The organism is Streptomyces novaecaesareae (assembly GCF_000716875.1).
Taxonomy (GTDB): Bacteria; Actinomycetota; Actinomycetes; order Streptomycetales; family Streptomycetaceae; genus Kitasatospora; species Kitasatospora novaecaesareae.
Window position 1 is genome coordinate 1 of sequence record NZ_JNWQ01000194.1, and the last position, 1,387, is coordinate 1,387.

Annotated in this window: 1 protein-coding gene and 1 pseudogene; both read right to left on the bottom strand. The window is 77.9% G+C overall.

Annotated elements, in window-relative coordinates; genetic code table 11:
• Positions 1 to 566: TerD family protein (locus OP86_RS32420; protein ID WP_033334461.1), on the bottom strand; the 566-nt coding region annotated here is incomplete at its 3' end.
• A gap of 255 nt (positions 567 to 821) precedes the next feature.
• A pseudogene (locus tag OP86_RS32425) lies at positions 822 to 1,387 on the bottom strand (hypothetical protein); the annotation flags it as partial.

Genomic DNA, 1,387 nt, shown 5'->3' on the forward strand with positions numbered 1-1,387 from the left:
GCCGGGGCCGGGGCCGGGGTCGGGGCCGGGGTCGGCGCGGCCGGGGCTGTGGGCTGGACGGGCGGGGCCGGGGAGTCGTCGACGGTGACGCCGAAGTCGGTGGCGATGCCCGCGAGGCCGTCGGCGTAGCCCTGGCCGACCGCGCGCACCTTCCAGGCGCCGTTGCGCAGGTAGACCTCGATCACGATCAGCGCCGTCTCCAGGCTCAGCCGGGGCGGGGTGAAGGTGGCCAGGACCTCGCCGCTGTCGGCGTCGCGGACGGTGGCGGTGGGCTCCATCCCGGCGAAGGTGGAGCTCTGGTCGGCCGGGCTGGCGGTGACCACGATCTTGGTGATCGCCGCCGGGACGGCCCGGGTGTCGACGGTGATCGCGTCGGGAGAGCCGGCGGCGGCCGGGCGGTGGCTGACGCCGGGGCCGTTCGGGGCGTTGAAGAAGACGAAGTCGTCGTCCGAGCGCACCTTCCCGGCGTCGGTCAGCAGCAGGCCGGAGACGTCCAGCGCCTTGGGCGCGGTGACCTCGACGGTCACTCGCGCGGCGGTCAGTGGTGCGTTGCCGCCTTGGGTCAGGACGGTGGGCACGGACTCCTCCTCGGGTGCGGAACGACGGCCCCGGTCGGGGGCTGTTGGGGCGCCGGGCCGGGTGCTGCCCACAGTAACGAACGAGGGTGCGGGGATGCGCCCGTCCGGGCAGCTCAGCTGTCGGATCGTCGGATTGTCGAGACGTTGTTACGGCGGGCCGTCGTCGGGTCGACGGCGGGTCGACGGCGGGCCGCAGCCGACCGTCGGGCGGCCATCGGGCGGCCGTCCGGGCGGCCCGGGTCGTCAGCGGGACGCGGGGGCCTGCGGGGCGACCGCGCGGCCGGGCGCCGGGGCCATGCCGCGCACCGGGGCCACGCCGGGGGCCTGCGGGACGGACAGCGGCGGGACGGGGCCGAAGCCGCCCAGTGCCGCGACCGCGCGCGGCTGGTCGATGGCGAAGGCGGAGGCGCTCCAGCTCTCCGCCGGGGCCGACTTGCGGGCCGCGGACGGGTCGGTGGCGGCCGGGCGGGTGCCGCGCACGCCGAAGGTGTAGTGGCCGGGCCGGACGTCGGTGCCGGGCGGGGTGGTGAAGCGGTAGACCAGGGTTCCGCGCTCCTGCTGGGCGGTGACCACGGCGCCGGGCAGGTCGGTCCAGGCGGTGCCGGAGCCGGCGGCCGACTCGCCCGCGGCGAGCCGGAATTCGGTCTGCAGCGCGGTGACCGGCTCGGTCACGGTGAGGACGAGTTCGTGCCGCAGGCCGTCGCGGCCGAGCGGGGCGACCAGGGCGGCGCCGGACAGCGCGTGGTCGGCGTCGGTTCCGTCGGGGCCGGTGCCGGGGGTGGCCGCGCCGGGGTCGGCCGGGGCCGGGG